This window comes from Lacrimispora sp. (assembly GCF_032078915.1).
Lineage (GTDB): Bacteria > Bacillota > Clostridia > Lachnospirales > Lachnospiraceae > Lacrimispora.
On the sequence record NZ_DAMAUN010000061.1, the window covers coordinates 4,713 to 25,485 of the forward strand.

A 20,773-nucleotide genomic window follows, 5' to 3' on the forward strand; every position below is an offset into this window, starting at 1 on the left:
TCCTCCGGAACAAGAGTGAGCAGCTGTCTGGCCTTGGAGGTCAAATAAATGTCTTTTCCACGCCGTTCCAGAAGAAAGCTGGAAAACAATTTTTCGATGATATCCGCCCTTGTAGCCACGGTTCCAAGCCCCCCTGTTTCTCCCAGGGTCTTTGCCATATCCCGATCTTTTGTTTCCATATAAGAAACCGGATTCTCCATGGCGGAAAGAAGGGTCGCTTCCTGAAAGGGTGACGGGGGCTTTGTCTTTCCTTCGGTCATGGCAACCGTCAGTTCTGCAAGCCGGTCCCCCTTTTTCATAACAGGAAGATTCTGTTCCTTTAATTCCTGCTCCTCGTCTTCCTCATCCTGGGTTTCATAAACTTCCTTCCAGCCCAATGCCTTTACGGTCTTTCCTCTGGCTGCCAGAGTTTCTCCCCCTAAATCCAGGGTGATCTCTGTCTGTTCATATTCAAAGGGAGGATACAGTACCGCCAGAAATCTGCGGACCACCAGATCATAGATTTTCCGCTCATCAATGGTCATATGGTCCAGCTGAACAAACTGTTCCGTAGGAATGATGGCATGGTGATCCGTCACCTTCTTGTCGTTTACAAAGGAAGGTGACGCCTGGATCCTCTGGTTCATCAGCCTTCCTGCCAGCTTCCGGTACGGCCCAACGCCGCAGGCCTCCAGCCTTTCCTTAATGGATGGAACAATATCCGAGCTTAAATACCTGGAATCTGTTCTGGGGTAAGTAAGGACCTTATGGTTTTCATAAAGCCTCTGCATGATATTTAACGTTTCTTTTGCAGAATAATTAAACCTTCGGTTGGCTTCCCTCTGCAGTTCCGTCAGATCATAAAGCTGGGGAGATTCATTCTTTTTCGGTACACTTTTTACCTCTGTTATTACACCCTCGCCCTGGGCTTTCATTTTACCCAGAAGAGTTTCCACCCGGTCCTTGTCAAAGGAACGGAAGCTCTTTGATTTCTCATCCCGCCAGGTAAAGGAAAGTGCCGGGGTCGTACATTTGGCAGTAATGCCGTAGTAAGGCCTGGGAACAAAACTTTTGATCTCCTCTTCCCTCCTTGCGATGATGGCAAGAGTAGGAGTCTGCACCCGGCCGCAGCTTAAGCTGGCGTTGTATTTGCAGGTCAGCGCCCTGGTGGCATTGATACCTACCAGCCAGTCCGCTTCGGCACGGCACATAGCCGCATCGTACAGGTTATCGTATTCATGGCCATTTTTTAATTTTGCAAAGCCTTCCTTAATGGCCTTATCCGTAACAGAAGAGATCCATAGCCTTTTAATTGGCTTCTTATTCCCTGCTTTTTCCAGGACCAGCCTGGCTACAAGCTCCCCTTCCCGTCCGGCATCAGTGGCAATGATGATTTCTCCCACATCTGCCCGATGGATCTGGGATTTTACCACACGATACTGCTTGCCGGTCTGTTTGATGACTTCAAGCCGGAACTGGTCCGGCATCATGGGGAGATCCTCTATCTTCCATTCCTTATATTTGGGATCATAATCTTCAGGGTCAGCCAATGTGACCAGATGGCCAAGTCCCCAGGTGACCACATAATTTCCCCCTTCGATCACTCCATTGTTGTTCTTATTGCAGTGAAGGACTCGGGCAATGTCCCTGGCCACCGACGGTTTTTCCGCTATAATCAAAGCTTTCATGTAATTCCTCCAAACTCAAGTCTCTCCCAATTATATCGTATTGTCCAGGTTATTACAACTTCTACATGATATCAAGCCGTGCCAAAAAAGCCGGTTCTGTCATGCGGTAACAGAAACGGCTTTATTGGAGGAGTCATGATCCCTCACGGGTCAATTGAAGGTATCATCAGAGGGTTCGTCTGATGTATAGAATATTCACATGTAGTTAGTTGTAACTAACTATGCTTATATTAGCATAAACTTATCTAAAATACAAGAGGTTTCTTGAAAAGATTTCTTATTAACCTATTTATTCAGTATTCAATTGCCGGAAGCCTCAGGAAGATATCCGTTTTGAATTTAAACTGGCGAAGGATCTATCATCTATTTGCCACTGTCTTGTTCTTGACTTAGCTCTTCCTCCCCCAATACGATATTATGGATCCACACGCCCTTTTTCACCAGCACAAAACCAACGATGCATTTAATGATCTCCACCATCTGACACATGAAATATAACGGTACGATGGGAAGAGCAGTATACCGGCTGAGGGTATAGGCAACCGGAATGCTGACCACCCACATGAATACGCTGTCAAATAAAAAAGTAATCATCGTCTTTCCACCGGAACGCAAGGTAAAATATGCCACATTCATGAACGCACTCATAGGCATGCAAAAGGCCAGTATGCGGATAAACTGGACAGCCAGACTCCTGACCTCGTCCGTGGTGTTGTAGATCATGGGGAACAGAGGGGCCGAGACCGCCAAAAGGGCTCCCATAATCACACAGGAACCAACGGAAAATGCGATCAGCTTCGTGTCCGTTTCCCTGGCCTCTTCCATCTTTCCGGCTCCCAAAAGCTGTCCCACGATAATGGAGACCGCGCTTCCCAGGGCTAAGTAAACCACATTAAATACATTTCCTATGGTGGCGGATATATTAAGGCCTGCCACCGCGGTCAGTCCTCCCACAGAATAGCACTGCATCAGGGTAGCCATCCCCGCTGCCCAAAGGGCTTCATTTACGATGAGAGGTGTCCCCTTCACAAAGATATTCCTCACAAGGCCGGCCGGTATATAAAAGCTTTTATAAGCTCCTGTAATAAACGGATACTTTTTCGCATTCCTATGGGTCCAGACAATTATAATCGTTGCTTCTACGAATCTGGCCATAACAGTTGCAATTGCCGCCCCTGCTACACCAAGGACCGGGGCCCCCAGCTTTCCAAAGATCAGGATATAATTAAACACAAGATTTACCAGGACCGCCACAATTCCGGCTTTCATGGGAACTACCGTTTCTCCGCATTCCCTCAAGGTACTGACATAAGCCTGCTCAATGGCAAAGGGTACCAAACCAATCAGCATGACCAGCATATACCGCCTTCCATGCATCAGTGCTGCCGCAAGCTCCGCATCATTCCCCTCTCCATGGAGATACATGGCGATCATATCCTCTCCAAAGAGGAAAAACACGGCTATCGCAACCGCAGCCAGAAGCGCGCAGCAGATGATTTTAAACCGGAACGTATGCCGCACTCCATCATGCCTTCCGCAGCCAAAGAACTGGGCGCCGAAAATACCTGCTCCCGATATGATTCCAAAAATGCTGATGTTAAAGACAAAGATCAACTGGTTCACAATTGCCACGCCGGACATCTGCTCTGTTCCTACCATGCCCACCATAATATTATCCAGCAGGCTGACAAAGTTGGTGATCCCGCTTTGAACCATTATGGGAATGGCGATTGTCAGCACCATTCTGTAAAATGCCTTATTTCCGATAAATTTTTTCATAAGTTCTTCCAGTAAAAGCGCGCTTTTCTGGTATACCTCCGTAACGTAGATTTTCTGCCTTACGCAGAGTATCATAACTTTAATATGGAACAAGGCCTATGTCAACAGAATCCGCTTCTTTTACCCGGTTTTTTGGCTGAAAGGGAACGAGGAAAATCTTCCTGGTTCTTTTAATCCAGTTCTTCCCCGTTGGTTTCAATTACCTTTTTATACCATTCAAAGGATTTCTTTTTCCTCCTGGATAAATCTCCGGTTCCATCATCATATTTTTCTACGAAGATGAAACCGTAGCGCTTTGCCATTTCTCCGGTGGAAGCGCTGACCAGATCAATGCATCCCCAAGGAGTATACCCCATCAGATCCACGCCATCCTCCACGGCTTCCTTCATCTGCTCAATGTGTTTTCTTAAGTAATCGATGCGGTAATCGTCCCTGATGCTTCCGTCCTCTTCCTTCTTATCATAAGCACCCAGTCCGTTTTCCACCACCATCAGAGGAATGCGGTAACGCCCGTAAAGCTCATTCAGCGTATAGCGAAGCCCCTTAGGATCGATCTGCCAGCCCCAGTCGCTGGATTCCAGATAAGGATTCTTCGCCCCTCCCATTAAGTTTCCGGAGGCGCTTGCCTGTTCCGGCGAAACGGTGGCACAGTTAGACATATAATAACTAAAGGTATAATAATCCACACAGCCCTCTTTTATGGCTTCCAAGTCTCCTGGCTCCATCTGTATGGAAATTCCGTTTTCCCTGAAATAACGGTTCATAAAGCTGGGATATTCTCCCCTAACCTGCACATCGCCGCTGAACTGGTTTAAAATCTGATTCCGTCCCTGAGCTTCTAAAATATCATCCGGATTGCAGGTCAAAGGATAGGTCGTAATATAACAGAGCATGCAGCCGATCTTACAGTCCGGGTCAATCTCATGTCCGGCCTTAACCGCCTGGGCGCTGGCCACAAACTGATGATGAAGACCCTGGAATCGAATTTTAGGATTATCCGTCTGATTTGTAAAGTCCGTTGTTCCCTCATTTAAAATACCTAAGGAAAGGAAACCGCCCATGGGCATTGTCCCTGCATTGATCTCATTAAAGGTCAGCCAGTATTTCACCTTTCCCTTATAGCGTTTGAACAGCGTTTCCGCATATTTAACATACAGTCCGATGCACTCTCTGGAAGCCCAACCATTGTACTTTTCCGTAAGGGCAAAGGGCATCTCGTAATGGGAAATGGTGATCAGTGGTTCCATTCCATGGTTTAAGCACTCTTCAATTACCCTGTCATAAAACTCCAGACCAGCCTCATTCGGCTCCTCTTCCATGCCCGTAGGGAAAATTCTGGTCCAGGCAATAGAAAAACGGAATACCTTAAAACCCATCTCAGCAAACAAGGCAATATCTTCTTTATAATGATGGTAAAAATCAATGGCTTCATGGCTTGGGTAAAATGTATCCGGCTCTATGGTCCGGGTGATCCGTTTGGATCTTGCATGGGAACCTCCCGTACATACATCAGGATCTGCGATTCCCTTTCCCGCCTCATCCCATGCGCCCTCACACTGGTTAGCCGCCACTGCGCCTCCCCATAAAAAATTTTCAGTAAATACAGACATATGGCACCTCTTTCAAAATAATCAAACGATTGTTAACAGCTTCTCTCCAACCTCGATCTGCTTTTTATTTCCAGCTTTTAAGCTTACAAAGTTGTTCATATTAGATACAAGCACAGGAGTGGTAAGGGATAAGCCCGCTTCCTTAATTTTCTCCATATCAAATTCCAGCAGGAGGCTTCCCTTTATGACCCGGTCCCCTTGCTTGCAGTGAAGAGTAAAGCCTTCTCCTCCAAGCTGCACCGTATCAAGCCCTACATGGATCAGAACCTCTGCTCCTGTATCCGTAGTGATGCCGACCGCATGCTTTGTGTCGGTCACAGCACTGATGGTTCCGTCTGCAGGAGCATATACCTTTCCCTCGTCCGGGATTATGGCTACCCCTTCTCCTAATACTCCGCCTGCAAATACCGGATCCTCTACCTCTGTTAAAGAAATTACCGTTCCTGTAAGAGGACTTGCAAGTTCAATGGTTTCCACCAGCGGCTTTTTCTCTTCAGAAGGAGCAGCCCCGGTCGTTTCCGGCTCCCCGCTCTTCTCCTCCGGCTTATAAAGAATGAGAGTCATGACAAAGGATACGGTCAGAGAGATAACAAGAGCAATCACACCATTTATCAAATTGCCGAATCCCTCACCGCCGATCATGGTAATTAAGGTCAAGGTGGAAGGAGAGCCGCCCATGGTATAGGCTACCAGATGGGTGATTCCGGCATAAAGACCTGATGCTGCCGCACCGATTACCGCTGCTATCATGGGTGTTTTGTATTTTAAGGTCACACCATACATAGCTGGCTCCGTAACGCCTGCTACAACTGCTGAGATTCCACAGGCAGATGCGGTAGACTTTACATTTTCATCCTTGGAACGGACTGCAACAGCCAGAGAGGCACCTCCCTGAGCCAGGTTGGAGCAGAACATGGTAATAAGTACAATTGCATCAAATCCAAAGGTCGCCATACTAATGGCGAACATAGGCATCAATGCATAATGCATTCCAGTCATAACGATAAACGGCATGGCTGCAGAGATCAGCATGATGGTGAGCCAGCCTGCTTTGCTATATAAGAAATTGATACCGTCTGCCAGATAATTTCCGAGAATGCTTCCAAGCGGTCCAACAACAATTAATGCAATGGGCACGGTAATGAATAAGACCATTAGCGGTTTCAAAAATACCTTTAAAAGGTTGGGGCAAACCTTATCAGCAAACCGTTCAATATATCCCATAATCGGAACGATAAGGAAGATAGGAAGAACGGAGGAGCTATATACGGCCGCCGTAACAGGCAATCCAAAATATGTGGTATTTCCCTGGCTCAGCAGACCCGTAAGATCAGGATGGATCAAAAGCGCCGCTACTACCATAGCCAGATAAATGTTGGAACCAAGACGCTTTGCTGTGGTCATAGCCAGCAAAATGGGCAGGAAGTAGAAAAAAGCATCTCCGACTGCGGATAAAATCACATACGTGCTTCCGGACGTATCCACTAACCCAAAGGTGGTCAGAAGTGTCAGCACTACTTTGATCATACCGCAGCCAAGCATGGCGGGAAGCAGCGGTGTCATGCAGCCGGCTACAAAGCTGCACATACGTGAGAACAAATTCCCTTTAGGACCTTCATCCTTATTCCCGGTGCTTTCTTCAAAATGTCCAAGCTTTGTAAGTTCCTTATATACATTTGATACCTCGTTGCCGATAACTACCTGGAACTGTCCGCCCTGACGAACCACCCGGATCACACCCGGCACCTTTTCAATTTCAGAATCCTTAGGAACTGTACTGTCTTTCAGTACGAACCGCAGGCGTGTCATACAATGGGACAGCCCGCTCACATTATTTTCTCCGCCAACCTTTTCAAGTAAGGTATGTGCGGTCTTTGCATAATCAAATGCCATATTATCTCCCCCTTATTATGGTTTATTTATTATTATCTATCTGAAAAGGCGTCTGCCGGCTATCTTAAAACGCCTCATCATTCAACAAAAGATTTCCTGTAAGTAATTTTCTGTTTTATAAATAAAAAGGACCCTGCCGAAAAACAGCCTGCAAATAATATAACCATTGCAGCCTACTCTCCATGCAGGGTCCTGCCCGGACCATATTTCCTATCCGGTAACAATCCCAGCCCTCTGTTTTAAATCAGTTCTCTGGTAACTTTTTCTATGTGAATCATCAGATACATCATTTCTTCCCGGTCTATTTCATAGTAATACCGGTCGTGTATATAATCAGCTATTTTAATGATACAGTTATAGGCTCTGCGGTACTTATCCTTTAGCAGCTGATACCACTCTTCATTGTTTGCCTCATATTGCTTATTCTGCAGCATACGCTGGGCAAAAAAACGGATGTGAGTCACGAAACGCCTGTAATCCCAGGACTCTGTATCCAGCCTGATCTGAAAGGACGCCTCCACAATATCCACAATGTCCTTAATAACTTCTGTAATTATCCCCAAATCATCAGTTTCCTGACGGTTTAATTGTCCATAAACAAAATGAAACGCCAGGAACATGGCTTCATCCTCTTCCATGGAAATATCCAGCCTTCTCCGAATTAAGTCGACCGCATACTGACCCACTTGAAATTCATTGGGATAAAACCGCTTTCCCTCCCAAAGCATAGCATTGCGGAGGATGGCTCCGTTTTTATAACGGTCTACCGCACCGGCAATATGGTCACACACCGGAAGAATGATCCGGGAATCCAGCTGCATTCCAAACTCGCTTTTGGCGTAATCAACAGTCTGTTCACTGATATCCCAGTATTCCTGGGGAAGCTTTGCGAAATACTCTTCAAAGTGCCGGGCATCCCGCTTATCATTTTGTACAAATACCCGCTCCACCAGCTTCCGGTCCACCTCATCGCCCTTTTTCTTTCCAAAGCCAATGGATTTTCCCTTCAGTATGATTTCTTTCCCCTCGGTATTATAAGCTGATACCATGTTATTGTTCAAAACTTTTTCAATTTTCATATGCCCTTCCAGTAATAAAAAAAGACAAGCTACGAGGACCATCACATAACTAGGATATGTGATAACAACCCTGTAGACCTTGCCTGCCTTACCAGTCACAAACTACACATCTATTTTCTAAACGCAGTATAACACGGATCTTTGCAGAAGTCCATTTGCAATATTGTTTAATAATAAATACATTTTTTATGCAACATGCACAACAAAAGTAACGTGTATAAAAGAGAATGCCGTTTTCAGCCCAGTTACGGCTAAAAACGGCATTCTCTTTTATTTCATAACTTCCTTTACCATCTCATAAAGAGCCAGGACGTCTGATATTCTAGTAGCACCGGTTTCCTTATCAATGATAGAAGAATATACATGAGGGATGATTTGCTCCACTCCTGCGGCAACAACAATTTCCAGGATCTCCTTAAAATTGTCAAGATCAATGCCTCCCGTTGGTTCCAGCCCAAAGCCGGTTTCCCCGCAGGCCTTTGCCACCGCCTCTAATTCTTCCCGTACCTTAAGGCCACCCATAGGGAAATACTTTAAGGAATCAGCTCCCTGTTCCCTTGCCATGGCAATGGCTGTATTAACAGAAACTATGACAGGCTCTAAATCCTTGCTAAGAGGCCCTGTGGAAACTTTTACAAAGCCCGGCTTTCCGCAGGGTGCGACCATAGAATTTAAGAAAGGTCCTTCCCCTGCTTTTGCCCTGGTATAACCACCTGCCGTAAAGGTTTGATTGATATGCTTTGGCTTTATCTGTCCGGAGATTTCCGCCACTGCCTTCCACTGTCCCGGATTTCCGGCTCCCAGACCTACGGAGATGTTGTTATCCACTGCGGCCTGATATTTTTTCATATCATCCACAGCGCTTTTAATATCCGGATAATCTGCCGACAGGATGCCAACTGCCACATGACCCTGTGCCGCCTCATAGATTGCCCTGGCATTTTCCACGGAATTGGTCAGACAGTTTAAGCAAACCCTGCCTTTATAAAAATTAAGTTTCTCCATTTCTTACTTCCTTCCCTTTGCTGACTTCTGGATTTCCGCAAGCCTCTCATAGATCATGTCCAGTTCGCCCACACTGTTTAATGGCCTGGGGTCAACAGCAATGGAACCTAGATTTGCCTGGTAGTCCCTGGTAAAGACCGCCACAGCTCCCTCCTGCAGTTTCCTTACCACCGCCTTCGCATCTATACCGTAATGCTCCGGGTCAAACGCAATCCTGCAGCGGTATATTTCTCTTCCGGCCTCATCCTTTATCATGGTTGTCTTACAGCCTGGTATCTCCCCTATACGGGCCGCAAACCGTTCCAGTTCTTCTTTTGTCACAGGATTTCTTTTTCCGCCGTCTAAGTACTCTTCTATTGCTTTCACAAGCCCCATGGTGCATTCTTTTCCCACCTTCATGGTACGTCCGATGCCTTTATACTGAAGTCTCATATGGTCTGCCAGTTCCCTGGTTTTACAGGCCACAAAGCCGCTGGTAGGCCCTTCGATTGCCTTGGCTCCGCTGTAACATACGAAATCCGCTCCCATGGCAGCATAAATCTTCAAGTCCTCTTCCGCCGCAGCATCTACGATGCAGGGAATTCCCAGGCGGTTCGCCAGATGGATCACCGATTTTGCATCCGCCATCTCCTTTTGGACGCAGTGATGGGACTTGACGAAAAAGATTGCCAGTGTATGTTCGGTCACTGCCTGCTCAATATCGTCAACCGTAGAGCCATTGGCATAACCGGCTTCTACGATCTTTCCCCCTCCCACCTGGATCATCTCACCAATGGGTGCGCCAAAATCCACATTTTGTCCTTTTAAAAGGATCACCTCCCGTTTTGGCTCGGATGGCAGGATATCATAAAGATGTTTTACCTTTTGGAGATTGCCTTTACAGATCAGGGATGCCACTGCCAGGGCAATGCCCGCAGAAGCACTTGACGTAACACAGGCATCCTCTGCTCCGATCATGCTTCCGATTTTCTTTCCCGCAAATGCATAGAGATCATCCATCACCACGTAATTTCCGGCGGCCTCCACCAACGTTTCACCCACTCCTTTCGAAATGGTGGATACGCCCAGCTTTGTCATTCTGCCGGAGGCATTGATCACGGCCTGCAAACCGTTTCTGCTATATATGTTTTCCATGTTTCTACTCCTTAAAAACCCTTACAGGATGCCAAGCAGGGAGGTTATGACGGCAACGGCCACAACCGTAAGCAGGATTCTGTTGTAATAAGGCCCTTTCTTCCTGAGATACATATAGATGGTAAATACGGCTGCCAAAGGCAGTAAGCCAGGTGCTATGGTATTTAATATATCCTGAACCACGATCTCCGTTCCGCTGGAAAATCCGAATGTTAATGGAGTGGTAATGTTTACATAACTCGCGGACAGGGCTCCCATCATCGTAAGGCCGATGACATTGGCCGTAAATATGATGGACTTCATCTTTCCCCCGTGAAGCAGCGACATAACGGATTTTTTACCCAGGGTATAACCGTTGTGGATCAGGCCGTAGGCAATGGCAATGGTAACCGCCGGATACAGGATCAGGGGCATGAGACCGCCAAGGGCAGACCCGTTGCTTGCAAAGGGCAGAAATATGGAAATGATGATTGGCATGATGGCTGCCCATACAATCGCATCACCCATTCCGGCAATGGGTCCCATCAGTCCGGTCTTAATGCCGGTAATCGCCTCATCGGTCACATTCTCCCCATTGGCCTTCTGCTCTTCCATGGAAATTGCAATTCCCTGAATGATCGCACCAAAGATCCCTTCCGTGTTAAAGAATACCAGGTGGCGTTTTAAGGCCGCGCTCAATTCCTCATCCGTACTGTAAAGCTTTTTTAAAACCGGCGTCATGGAAGCACAGAATACCAGACTCTGCAAACGCTCATAGGAATTGGAAAGTTCCGCGCCGGCATAATAGATCCACATGGATTTTGTAATATCCTTTTTTGTAAGCTTTTTTACCTGTGTCTGCTCTCCCATCTTATACTGCCTCCTCCTTTAACTGGAATAAACCTAAAAGCAATGCCATGCAGGTCGCAAAAATGGCCACTGCCATGGTGTCAAGCTTCAAATACATAACTGCAAAGAATCCGACGATAAAGAATGGTACCAGAGTCTTTTTTCCGATAACCGACAACGTGATGGCAAAACCAAGAGCCGGGAGGATCCCTCCCATGATCTCAAAGGAATGCATGAGCCAGCGGGGAAGAATGGTGATCAGTTTTTCCACGGCTGTCACGCCGAAATAATCAATGGCAAATACGATTGGAAAACGGATGATCAGGCCTGCAATGGCGGGATAGAGAAACGCCGCCCGCAAAATACCTCTTGTATCCGCCTTCTCCGCATAACGGTCCGCCATATGTACCCAGACCGCATTGGTGGTTCTTCTTAATTGATCCACAAAAACTCCGATAACACCAAAAGGAATTGCCAGAGCTATGGCCACCTCCGGAGTCATATTGGACATAACCCCCAAAGGGATGGCGATACAGCCTGCAAGAGCCGGATCGCTGGGAACATTTCCTCCCGGCGTAGACGTAACCCCTAAATAAACCAACTGAAGCCCAGCCCCGATCTTCATCGCCAGCGGCATATTTCCGGTGAGCAGGCCTACAAAAACTCCGATAACTACCGGCTGAAGCAGCATAGAAGAAAAGGTATACCCAAATCTTAAGCGGCAGAACCAGTAATAGAACCCCATACATACAGCTAACATCAACACACTCATGTCATACCTCCTTAATTATTATATTTTTTTAATATCCCTTCCAGGTTCTGAGGAACATCCTCAGGAATGGTCTGGAAAATGATCTTTACCCCTGCCTCCTGAAAAAATACCAGCTTCTTAACATCCTCATCATCCAGAGTTATGTTCTGAAATACCACCTTGCGGTTAGGCGCTCCCCCCAGACCCCCCACCTGGATATCCGTAACCTTAAGCCCTCCGTCGTATACCTCTTTCATGCTTTCTAAATCCGGTAGAAGCAAAAGCACCCGTCCATTTCCAAACCGGTTCTCCTCCCATTTGCTGACTGCATCCGCTCTGCTGTAGCATTCTACCTTAACCCCTGCCGGAGCTGCCATTAAGTAGATCTCCAGCATAAATTCATCGGCTGCCAGGCTGTCACTCACTACGATGATTTTATTTGCCTGGGACTGGTTGACCCATTTTGTCATGACCTGCCCGTGAATCAGCCTGCTGTCGATCCTGCATAATACGATTTCTGCCATCCTTCTTAACTCTCCTTTCTGTCTATGGACTTCATGACCTCGCTGACCACATCCATGACCGAAGCCTGTCCCTGCTCTAATACCACATCAAAGTTACAGGTACCCGTGTACTGGATCTGTGTACAGGCCTCAATCATAAGTGGTGCATTGAGACCTGAAATCACCTTAATGTTCCGCTCTCTTCCGATCTTAGCTCCTGCATTCGTGGTAGTCCCCCCAAAGACATCCGTCATGATCAAAGACCCCTCCGGCATTCCGGCTGCGTAAGTCTCCACAAGGGCATAATATTCAGAAAATGTCACCTCCGGTGTCAAAGGAATCTCATGAACGAAATCCACGCTTCCCATGATCATCTTAAGACTTTCTGTCAGCGCCATTCCCCAACCCCCGTGGGTCAAAAGCAATATCTGCGGTTTTTCCATTTCCTACCTCCATTTCTTTTTGTGTGACCCTTGATAATTGAAATTGTAGCATACTACATTTTTAATGTCAATATTGTATTTATGATATTTATACATAACTCATTATGTATTTCACTACTTTTATTGTAATTATAACTTTTTTAAGCCTGGAATATTGTATTTTGATTTCAAAATATGATATACTAATTCTGAATTTCACTACAGAAATGCTACAGAAACAACAACACGGCTTCCCTTTTCGGGAAGAATGAAAGGAAGGCTGTACCGCAAATGACTGAAAACTATGAACTTTTTACATTAATGGCCCGGATTGACGGCATGTCAAACCAGTTTACCAAGACTGACTGGAAAATCGTCCAGTATATTAAGAAATCAACGGCTAAATTCATTGAGCTGAGCGCTCAGGAACTGGCAAAGGAAATCGGGACATCAGACGCCAGCATTATCCGCTTTGCCCAAAAGGTAGGCTATTCAGGGCTTAATGAATTAAAATATACCATGCAGAAGGAGATCGATAAAAGCTCGTCTTCCGTCAATCATTCCGACTACTCCACTCTCCTTAACGACAACAAGATGCTCTTAGACAGCCTGTTCAATCTCACAAATCCCACAGACATCAATCATGCCAGGGAGCTGATGCTGAAATCCCAGCGTATTTTCATTGTGGGATTAAATTTTAACCAGAATGTAGCGGAGATCATTGCCCACAAATTTATGACCATCGGACTGACAGTCCAGGCGCTTACCAATTATGATACCTTAAAATTATATCAAAGCCTGTCCCGGGAAAGCGACTTATTCATTACCATCTCCCTGTCCGGAAACCACAAACAGCTTTCAGCCATGTTAGCGGACTTTAAGAAAAACGGCAGCAGCGTGCTTCTGATTACGAATTACGAAAAATCCCTTTGTTCTCCATATGCCAGCATCACCCTGCTGGTCCCGAAAACAGACTTACTTCACAGCAGCAATACCATATCAAGAGAAATTCTCATTCTGGTTCTCTTTGATATGCTGTTCCACAACTTTTTAACTGAGGACGTGAAATCCTTCCAGAACTTCCAGAAAGCGGCTTCCTACTCCAGACTGAGCAACCAGGATGATACCAGAGACGGATTCAGACGGCTGATGGATTTGCTATAGGATCTTGAATCATCTATAGAAAATATCTATTAATATACCTTATTTATAGCATATTTCGATTTGACTATTCTATATGGCTACGGCATAATAATATAGGTTTTGATTGAAACAGCAGTCTGATACATAATAACCGATATCAACAGATAAGGTGCAGCCGTGATAGAAATAAAAAATTTAAGTAAAGCCTTTGGAGAACTGCAGGTTTTAAAAGATATCAGCCTGAACATAGAAGATGGAGAGGCATATGGGCTGGTAGGACCAAGCGGAGTTGGAAAATCTACACTTTTAAATTGTCTGGCCGGACTGGATTTTTATGAGTCCGGCTCTATTATTGTCGACGGTGTGTGTCTGGAGTCTCTGGGAGAGAAACAGGCAAGGCTTTTCCGCAGAAATATGGGAATGATTTTCCAGAACTTTTCCCTTGTGAACAGAAAAAATGTATACCAAAACATTGCCCTTCCCATGGAATGCTGGAAGATTCCAAGAGCCGATATCAAAAAAAGGGTCTATGAGCTGGCAGAGATAGTGGGGTTACAGGACAAGCTAAAGGCCAGGCCTTCAGAATTAAGCGGTGGGCAGAAGCAGAGAGTCGCCATAGCCCGGGCTCTGACCATGAATCCCAAATACATACTTTCCGATGAAAGCACCTCCTCCCTGGACCCCGGCATCACTTCCTCTATTTTAAATCTTCTGGATAAGATACGAAAAGAGACGGGCATCACCCTTATCATGGTCACCCATGAAATGCCGGTAGTGCAACAGTTTTGCAATAAAATGACAATTATGGAGGCCGGAAAAGCAGTTGCCTCCGGTGATGTAAGAGAACTTTTCTTTCAAAAGCCCCCTGCTCTCCAAAAGCTTCTTGGGATGAGGGAAGGAGAAACGATTCCCGGATCAGGGGTCAATCTCATATTTGAGCTTTCCTTTGATTCCCTGCTATGGGAGCTTGGGAAATTGCTGGAAAGACCTTATACCATGGTGAATTCAGACTTTTTTGAATTCCAGAACCAGAAGCATGGCAATGTAACTATAAATATCAATGCAGAAGATTTGCCCGTATGTGAGGACTATCTCCAATCCCGCGGCATCGTTTACCGGACCGAGAGGAGGGCACTTTGATGAACACCATATCCCAATGGCTGGAAAGATCCTATTTACTGCAATATCTTCCAACGGTGATCCTACCGGCTATCTTCGCCACCCTTCAGATGGTTTTTGTCTCCGCCGTTTTATCCATCTTTTTCGGCATGATCCTGGGCATTATTCTCTTTATCACGGATAAGGAGGGGCTTTCTCCTAATCGAACCGTGAATTATATCCTTGGAAAGATAACGGATATTATCCGGTCATTTCCCACCATGATATTGATCGTTGCCATTGGGCCATTGACCAGACTGGTGCTCGGAACAAGGATCGGAGCGGAAGCCGCCATATTTGCAATTACCATCGGCTGTACGCCCTTTGCGACCAGAATGACTGAGAATTCCCTCCAGACAGTGGATCCTCAGCTCATAAAAGCGGCCAAGGCCTTCGGCGCTTCCAAGCCTCAGATCATATATAAAATCATGTTAGTAGAGGCATTGCCAAGCCTTGTATCCAATTTCACCATTATGATGATCAATATGCTGAATATGACAGCCATGGCTGGAGCCGTGGGAGCCGGCGGTCTTGGGGCTGTTGCCCTGACATACGGATACCAGCGGTTTGACTATGCAATTATGTATTTTGTAGTAATCATTCTTATTCTGTTCGTTCTTCTGATCCAGGGATTAGGAAAAATGATATATAACAAGCTGAATTAGCAAAGGAGAAAGTAATGAAAAAAAGAACTTTATTTTTAGCGTTAACCGCTATGCTGGCAATCGCAGGCACAGCCGGATGCGGAAAGAATGATCTCACACCAAAAACGGAAGAATCCACCCAAGCCGCAGGAAGCCAGGAAACCACAAATAGCGGAGAAAACAAAAAAGAGGCTTCTAAAAAAATCGTAATCGGAGGTACCTCTATCTCTAAGGTTTATTACGATGCCATTAAAGATATCTTTGAAGCAAACGGTTACGAAACGGAATCTAAGACCTTTGATTCCAACCCGGTGGTTCTGGAAGCATGTGCAAGCGGAGAAACGGACATGGCATTGGGACAGCATAAAAAATTTGTGATGAGCTACAATGAAAATAATAATGCAAATCTTGATATGGCAAAGCCATACGCCATGTATACAGGAATCGGCCTGTATTCTGAAAAATATTCCTCAGCCGCAGAATTCCCTGACGGTGCAAGAATTGCAGTGATGAACGACGCCATGAACGAAGACATCGCCCTTCGGATTCTGGAAAACCAGGGTCTGATCAAGTTGAATGCCGACCAGAAGCAGGCAACCGTGGCCGACATTGCGGAAAACCCCAAAAAGCTTGAAATCATTGAACTGGATCAGGGACAGACCGTGACCACTTTATCTGATGTAGACGGCGCATGTGTATTCTTTACCCATATGGCTGCAGCAAATAAGGATGCCTCTTCTTATATTGCAAGAGATTCTTCCATGATCAATTACCCCATGGGTGTCATTGTCAGGGGAGAAGACGTGGACTCGGACTGGGCAGTTGCCTTTGCAGAATGCTTTAAGGATCCGTCCGTTCAGGAAAAGATAAACAAGGCATTTCCAAATGTATTTGAATTCTATAAAAGCGATGACCAGGTGAAGGAGTAATGACTTGCCACTGGAAGGAAGATGTTCTAAAGCTATATGCTTCTCTGGACCTTACCCGCAAGGCCGTAGGGGTGAAGCTGATTGAAACGGAAGCCGAATTCCAAAGCACGGAAGCAGTATTTCCTCAAAAGCCCATCCGTTACTGCCAGATGGTGAAAGGAGCCAGTGCAGGACACAGCATTAAGGCAAAAGCCGGCTCCTTCTCCTGCCAGAGCGGCCCTAGAGTTCTTGGAATCGACCCTGCTGATGAGAAAAATGCTCACGGAGAAAACTGGGCCAGATTAGGCCTTTACTCCAGCCGGGAATTAAGCGAACAGGTACGGGCAGGGCTTTCCTACTCCCAACAGCCGATGTACGGAGTTCTGGTACAGCCTTTGGAAAAGTATGAAGAAGCGCCGGATGTGGCCGTGATCATAACCAACCCCTACAACATCATGAGAATTACCCAGGGATATGCTTATTCTTATGGTATGCCCGGGAACATCAATATGCTGGGCAATCAGGCCGTCTGCCTGGAATGCTCCGCAAGGCCATATGTGACTCAGGACATGAACATCTCCCTGTTGTGCATCGGCACAAGACATCTGGCTGGATGGGGAAAGGATGAGATGGCCGCAGGAATCCCTGCATTAAAGTTTTCCAAGGTCATTGACGGAATTTATCAAACCATTAACATCATGGAAGACGATGAAAACAAGAAAAGAATTGCAAAGAATTTTGCGGAACACGGGATCCCATTTGATGTGAGATATCAGTATAATTATTATAAGGATTGTTAAGGAAGGTTTAAAAACCTGCAAATACAAGTACGATAAGCCTTATATCCAAAAACAAGGGGGAGCAAAACTAACTGTTGTTAGTTTTGCTCCCCCTCTTTCCTGTTCCATCTGATCCCATTACTGCCATCACCTATGCCTGGTTGCTGCATCCGTTTATGTATTATACATTTCCGCCTGTTATCGGTCCAGCCGGAACATAACGTTTCGCTAACTCCAAAGCCGTATCCAGTGCTGTCAGTTCAGGAATTTTAATGATAACCTTTGGATATTCACGATCAATGATCTGAGACAATTCAGCCCCTAATATCTTATTTTTCAACAGCACACTTCCCCAATACCATAATTCTACAGGCTTTTCTCCCTTATACTTATGAAGCCCGGCTTTATGATAAACATCTCTGACAAGAGCAAACAGTTCATCCCTGCACTCCCTGATGATCTTTACTCCCGTTTCCTCTCCCATAATACAGGCCTTTTCTGCAAGAATTGAATAAGAAGCAATTTCCGCCTTCTCCATCAGCCTGTCATTAACAAAAACATTAATCTCATCTAAAGTTGTTAAGCCGCTTTTCTCTGCGAATAACTTATACAGAATCGGACAGTCCTGTCTTCCGTCAATATGACTGGCTGCTTCCTTAATTACTTTCATTCCCATATGAAAGCCGCTTCCCTCATCACTGAGCACATGGCCCCAGCCACCGCATCGCGTAATCTCTCCGGACTCCCCTCTGGCAAATGCAATGGAACCGGTGCCACTTATCAGTACCATTGCCGGTCCTGAGGACATATGAAGAAAAATCTCACAATCATTATGGACCGCTATGCTTTCCTGTTTAAACCCCATTTCTGTAAAAGATCTCATGCATTCCTCTTCCTGCCTTTTGGAATCAATTCCGCTGGCAGCAATGCAGATCCGTATACAATCTTCTGCTTTTAAGTGATTTTCTTTCAGTACCGGCAGAATAAACTTACGGTATTTTTCATTGCATAGCTCAAATCCGTCTGTATTCATGGTACCTCCCGTACCATAAAACTCTCCCAGGACTTTGCCCTCAGCAGATTCAATCTTCATTCGCGCCACAGATCCGCCTATGTCTAAACCAGCATAGTATTTCATAATACCCTCCTAAATTATGCCTTTGTGTTCATTACCCGGTAAAAATTATGAAATTTGGGGGTATCACATTCAATGCATTTACGTTCTGATCCATAAACACTCATGATCTGAAAAGCAAGCAAAGCCTGGAACATGGAAAAGTATGGTTCTTTGCTTCCTGACAGATTCAAAACATGGCTGCCGCTCTCCCAATCCAGAGAGGTTATGACAAAATTAATACAGCCCTTTTCCCTTGAATATCTCTCTAAAACTGCCATACGTTCTGAATTATTTGGCCCTGCAGGCAAAAACAGATTGCATAGTCCAGGCTCAATGGTGTTATTAATTCCATGCAAATACTCCTCAAATTCATAAGCCGCCGCAGGTACATACAAGGTTTCTAAGATTTTCAAAGCCCCTTCCTGGGCCGCATAGTATCCAGCCTCCTCTGATATCAGGGTAAAATGCCGCATGGACGCAAGCAGATCTTCATTTCTCTTACAGAATTCCATGGAGGCCTCTATATTGGAAGGCGCTGCCTTTATGGATTTATTTATTTCAGCCAGGAAATGATGAAACTGATCTTCTTCCACCCGATTCCAACGCTGTCCCAGTACCAGCCCCATGAAGGATAGAGTTAAAACCGTTCCAGTCATTCCTTTCGTCTTAGGCCCAACAGTTTCTTCCCCGCATGCGATAAGCTGATGAAGGTTTCCTTGTAAAGCCACAGGTGACTCAGGATCTGCTGTCACAGTTATAACTTTAAATCCATGTTCTCTCCATTCTTTTACTGCCGATATGGTAGAAGTACTTTTTCCTGACTGGGACACCGCTATGACCAGAGTATCTTCAGGCTTCAAAACCTTTATAAAACCACTTAAACGGGTCGGTACTGCTGCAGTTGTTTCAATCCCAAGAATCTTCTCCATAAAGTCTGCTGCCGCCATTGATGCAATGTAAGAGCTGCCTGAACCAATGATCAGAATCCGTTTTACAGGATTTAATTCACATTCCTTCAGTTTCCGGAAAATATCCTCTCTTTCCTCTGCCATTCTTGCCCATATTGCGGGTTGTTCCTTAATGTATTCCATCATTTTCTGTGCCATGTGTTCCTCCTTATAGAAAGTTGAAAAGCGTTTGACTGACTGTAATTCTAATGCTATGATTCTAGTATAATGAAACCGCAGAAGGGAGCTTTGCCTTGAACCAATACATGCCAAGATATCTTAAAACCAAAAACCGTATGATGATTTTTGACTTATTCCGAAACCAGCATCTTATGAGCCGGGCGGAATTGGTCCGTATCACAGGCATCAGCTTCCCCACTGTTTCAAAAATTGTAGATAAACTGCTGGAGCTGGGCATTGTCATCGAGTTAGAAGAGACAGAGCAAAGCACCGGAGCAGGGCGGAAAGGCCATCTCCTTAAGTTTAACCCAAGAGCCTGTTATGCCATTGGCGTTGAATTTGAAGGCCAGGTCGTACATCTGGGTCTGGTTGATATGCTGGGCACCTGCCAGTACTGCAGATCTATTTATCTTCCAGCCCAGAATCATACCCTGAAATTATCTAAGCTGACAAAAGAAATCAATACCTTAATGACCCTGGCTGACAATGACCACATTCCGGTTCTGGGTATTGGAATCGGTTTTCCCGCTATGATAAACCCGGAGACAAACAGCATTATTCATATGTCAGGAATGAATATTGAACATGAGGTTCCATTTGTAGATGCATTTTCGGAATTTGCCTCAACTTTGACAGTTCCGTTTTTCCTTGATAATGATGTAAAGTTTGCCTGTCAGGGAGAGGCCTTTTTACGCCGCAAGAACCCGGAATACCAGGATCTCATATATTTCACCCTGGGTACAGGCTGCGGTGTCAGCTATATGATGAATGGAGAGCTGTGGTACGGTGCCACACATAAATCAGGAGAGATCGGAAACATGATGATCAGTTCCTGCCAGATACCGGGAACAGAGGTGCTTAAGCCAACCCCGTTTGAACAGCTTATTAATTTAAATGCCATATATAAGCATTTTCAGATCAGCCTGCAGCAAAATCCAGGCCTGCCGGAGTCCATACGGGAAGATATCATTAATTATCTCTGTCCCTATTTAAGCTTTACTCTGTCCAACATATCCTATCTTTTGGATATCCAGCATTGTGTACTGACAGGAATCGTACCCCTTGCTTTAGGAGAAGGCTTGCTGCAGAAAATACAGGATACGCTCCGCACCACCCTGACACAAAACACCCTCTTGATTGAGCCTTCCATCAGCCGTGACGCAGGCATCATCGGCGCCGCAGTCACAGTGTTTAACAAACGTCTGGAGGCTCTGTTTAAGGATTAA

Annotated in this window: 19 protein-coding genes; 6 read left to right on the top strand and 13 right to left on the bottom strand. The window is 45.6% G+C overall.

The window, feature by feature from the left end:
- The 11 genes from RT269_RS20545 to RT269_RS20595 form a co-directional block, all read right to left on the bottom strand.
- A partial coding sequence (locus RT269_RS20545) for a DNA topoisomerase III (protein WP_331664204.1) occupies nt 1-1,667 on the bottom strand: 1,667 nt, incomplete at its 3' end.
- A gap of 363 nt (nt 1,668-2,030) precedes the next feature.
- Nucleotides 2,031-3,446 carry an MATE family efflux transporter gene (locus RT269_RS20550; protein ID WP_313185388.1) on the bottom strand — a complete coding sequence of 472 codons (1,416 nt, stop codon included), beginning with the start codon at nt 3,444-3,446 and terminating at the stop codon, nt 2,031-2,033.
- Nucleotides 3,447-3,616: 170 nt separating this feature from the next.
- A complete protein-coding gene (locus RT269_RS20555) occupies nt 3,617-5,056 on the bottom strand; it encodes a glycoside hydrolase family 1 protein (RefSeq protein ID WP_313185389.1) in 1,440 nt (479 codons plus the stop codon).
- Nucleotides 5,057-5,077: 21 nt separating this feature from the next.
- Complete coding sequence (locus tag RT269_RS20560) at nt 5,078-6,949, bottom strand: beta-glucoside-specific PTS transporter subunit IIABC (protein WP_313185390.1); 1,872 nt, start codon at nt 6,947-6,949, stop codon at nt 5,078-5,080.
- A 239-nt stretch (nt 6,950-7,188) separates the two neighbouring features.
- Nucleotides 7,189-8,028 (bottom strand): BglG family transcription antiterminator LicT, encoded by an 840-nt coding sequence (gene licT / locus RT269_RS20565; protein WP_313185391.1) that lies wholly within the window; start codon nt 8,026-8,028, stop codon nt 7,189-7,191.
- Between the two features lie 270 nt (nt 8,029-8,298).
- Entirely contained in the window at nt 8,299-9,033 is a 735-nt protein-coding gene (gene dagF / locus RT269_RS20570; RefSeq protein ID WP_313185392.1) for a 2-dehydro-3-deoxy-phosphogluconate aldolase, read from the bottom strand.
- 3 nt (nt 9,034-9,036) lie between these two features.
- On the bottom strand, nt 9,037-10,167 hold the full coding sequence (locus RT269_RS20575; protein ID WP_313185393.1) for a DgaE family pyridoxal phosphate-dependent ammonia lyase: 1,131 nt from the start codon (nt 10,165-10,167) through the stop codon (nt 9,037-9,039).
- A gap of 21 nt (nt 10,168-10,188) precedes the next feature.
- Complete coding sequence (locus RT269_RS20580) at nt 10,189-11,016, bottom strand: PTS system mannose/fructose/sorbose family transporter subunit IID (RefSeq protein WP_313185395.1); 828 nt, start codon at nt 11,014-11,016, stop codon at nt 10,189-10,191.
- Nucleotide 11,017: 1 nt separating this feature from the next.
- Nucleotides 11,018-11,767: a PTS mannose/fructose/sorbose/N-acetylgalactosamine transporter subunit IIC gene (locus RT269_RS20585; RefSeq protein ID WP_312443807.1), complete on the bottom strand. Its 750-nt coding sequence runs from the start codon at nt 11,765-11,767 to the stop codon at nt 11,018-11,020.
- A gap of 11 nt (nt 11,768-11,778) precedes the next feature.
- Nucleotides 11,779-12,270 (bottom strand): PTS system mannose/fructose/N-acetylgalactosamine-transporter subunit IIB, encoded by a 492-nt coding sequence (locus RT269_RS20590; protein ID WP_313185396.1) that lies wholly within the window; start codon nt 12,268-12,270, stop codon nt 11,779-11,781.
- 5 nt (nt 12,271-12,275) lie between these two features.
- On the bottom strand, nt 12,276-12,692 hold the full coding sequence (locus RT269_RS20595; RefSeq protein WP_313185398.1) for a PTS sugar transporter subunit IIA: 417 nt from the start codon (nt 12,690-12,692) through the stop codon (nt 12,276-12,278).
- 270 nt (nt 12,693-12,962) lie between these two features.
- On the opposite strand from RT269_RS20595, the gene RT269_RS20600 reads away from it, so the two are divergent.
- The 5 genes from RT269_RS20600 to RT269_RS20620 all read left to right on the top strand — a co-directional run bounded on the left by RT269_RS20600 (nt 12,963) and on the right by RT269_RS20620 (nt 17,324).
- On the top strand, nt 12,963-13,835 hold the full coding sequence (locus tag RT269_RS20600; RefSeq protein WP_313185400.1) for a MurR/RpiR family transcriptional regulator: 873 nt from the start codon (nt 12,963-12,965) through the stop codon (nt 13,833-13,835).
- 156 nt (nt 13,836-13,991) lie between these two features.
- A complete protein-coding gene (locus RT269_RS20605; protein WP_313185401.1) occupies nt 13,992-14,954 on the top strand; it encodes a methionine ABC transporter ATP-binding protein in 963 nt (320 codons plus the stop codon).
- Entirely contained in the window at nt 14,954-15,637 is a 684-nt protein-coding gene (locus RT269_RS20610) for a methionine ABC transporter permease (protein ID WP_313185428.1), read from the top strand. Before RT269_RS20605 ends, RT269_RS20610 begins: the two co-directional genes overlap by 1 nt.
- Before the next feature lie 14 nt (nt 15,638-15,651).
- Nucleotides 15,652-16,545, top strand: a complete 894-nt coding sequence (locus RT269_RS20615; protein WP_313185403.1) for a MetQ/NlpA family ABC transporter substrate-binding protein — start codon at nt 15,652-15,654, stop codon at nt 16,543-16,545.
- Nucleotides 16,545-17,324, top strand: a complete 780-nt coding sequence (locus RT269_RS20620) for a DUF169 domain-containing protein (RefSeq protein WP_313185405.1) — start codon at nt 16,545-16,547, stop codon at nt 17,322-17,324. The genes RT269_RS20615 and RT269_RS20620 overlap by 1 nt, the downstream gene beginning before the upstream one ends.
- A gap of 160 nt (nt 17,325-17,484) precedes the next feature.
- Here the strand turns inward: RT269_RS20620 and RT269_RS20625 are convergent, their stop codons facing one another.
- On the bottom strand, nt 17,485-18,441 hold the full coding sequence (locus RT269_RS20625; RefSeq protein ID WP_313185407.1) for a BadF/BadG/BcrA/BcrD ATPase family protein: 957 nt from the start codon (nt 18,439-18,441) through the stop codon (nt 17,485-17,487).
- A 14-nt stretch (nt 18,442-18,455) separates the two neighbouring features.
- Nucleotides 18,456-19,526 (bottom strand): SIS domain-containing protein, encoded by a 1,071-nt coding sequence (locus tag RT269_RS20630; RefSeq protein WP_313185409.1) that lies wholly within the window; start codon nt 19,524-19,526, stop codon nt 18,456-18,458.
- A 95-nt stretch (nt 19,527-19,621) separates the two neighbouring features.
- Between RT269_RS20630 and RT269_RS20635 the strand changes: the two genes are divergently transcribed.
- On the top strand, nt 19,622-20,773 hold the full coding sequence (locus tag RT269_RS20635; RefSeq protein ID WP_313185411.1) for an ROK family transcriptional regulator: 1,152 nt from the start codon (nt 19,622-19,624) through the stop codon (nt 20,771-20,773).